At 39.7% G+C, this 1521-nt stretch carries 2 protein-coding genes; both read right to left on the minus strand.

The window, feature by feature from the left end:
* Positions 1–791, minus strand: a 791-nt coding sequence (locus AAIB49_RS19805; RefSeq protein WP_343459059.1) for a PD-(D/E)XK nuclease-like domain-containing protein, incomplete at its 3' end; no start/stop codon positions are given.
* The coding region (locus AAIB49_RS19810) for a hypothetical protein (protein ID WP_343459060.1) at positions 751–1521 on the minus strand (771 nt) is incomplete at its 5' end. The genes AAIB49_RS19805 and AAIB49_RS19810, both read right to left, overlap by 41 nt.

The raw sequence follows: 1521 nt of genomic DNA on the forward strand, positions 1-1521 counted from the left end.
ACCTCAATCGTATCTTTCAACTGCTTTGTCATTCTGCAGTAATCACACTTCTCACAACGTACTGGATCCGCATGACCATTCTTCACTTCCATGATTCGCTCAAGCTTCATTTCTGTGTATTCATACTCGAACTCAAATCGTGATTCATCAAAGTGTATAATCGCCTTATTTGGCGGTTTTTCCTTCGTAACAGCTACGATATACGGCGTATATAAATCTCCTGTTACTAGGTGTATAACCCTGCGATAAATCGCCATTTGAAGCACGTAATCCCACGCTTCAACAAAAGATACCCAACCATCATATTTATTGCTCCAGTATCGGTTATATAGATTCTGAGTGGTCTTTAAATCGCTGAAAATAGCGTTACTATGATTAACGGAATCCACTTTGATTTTCCACTGTACGCCGAACAATTCAGCTGTAAATATCTGCTCTTTTTCACCTTCTAGAGCAAACATGGCGAACTTGTCATTTTTGATAGTTTCAATCATGAGGTCAGCTTGTTCGTAATCAGCGTATTTACTACCGTTTTTCTTGAATATGACTGAATTGTTCTCATCAATAAACCGTTGGAATGCTTCATCACTTTCAAATGCTGCATGAGTATAAGAGCCAACTGTCATTGCTGGCGATTGTACTCTTTCCCAATCGCCATTCAGATAAGCCATTGTTCCAGCTTCACATTCCACAAAGTTCTTGAAGAGACTGACAGACATATACTGCCTGTCAGCTTCTAATGAATAATAATTACTCGGTGATAAGCTCACCTTGTTCAAAGTCGATTTCATCAGCTTTCACGTCCTTTTCAGGCTCATTCTTGTCTTTCGTTGGCTCTTTAGTAGTTTTATCCTTGTCTTTCTCAAACGCCTCTGTAAGCTTTGTTTCTTGCTTTGATTTGACCTCTTTAGAGAACCAATCTTCTACTTTTGACATTCCGTCTTTTAGAGAGTTGAATATCTGAACTAAATCGAGTAAATCTCTTTCTGTGAAAGCATCAATACTGTAACCAAAACGAGCTTCTATCTGCTCTTGAGTAACCCGGTGCTGTTCCTTGAATCCTTTTAATGCTCTTGATATACGGTCTTTCAGCGGACTATCATTTTGACCAGATAACGTTTTGTTACATTCTTCAACTGCACGCTCAATAATGTCACCAGGAATTACAGCTAAGATACAAGACCTTACCCTTCTAGCTCCTTGGTTAGCGACCATTTCATAAATGTCACGTGGATCAGTTAGTTTTTTAATTGATTGCCCGGCCTTTCTTGAATGTTTAACCGTAAACACCTTTTCGCTACGTGTGTTAGTTTCTAAGTCCCACGCATAAGCCATTACAGTGGATTCGCCATCACGTTGTTCTAGCTCCTTAATTCCGGATGATATATTACCCCAATTTTGAGCTATAACTTCTGCAAGTCTGATAGATGGGCCTTCAACTTTAGTTCCACCTCTTGGGTAGCTGTAGACTGCCGTTTGCGCAAGTGAAGGTCTCTTACATGCATCCAAAATACGTTGTTC

Source organism: Ornithinibacillus proteolyticus, from assembly GCF_039581225.1.
Classification (GTDB): Bacteria; Bacillota; Bacilli; order Bacillales; family Amphibacillaceae; genus Ornithinibacillus; species Ornithinibacillus massiliensis.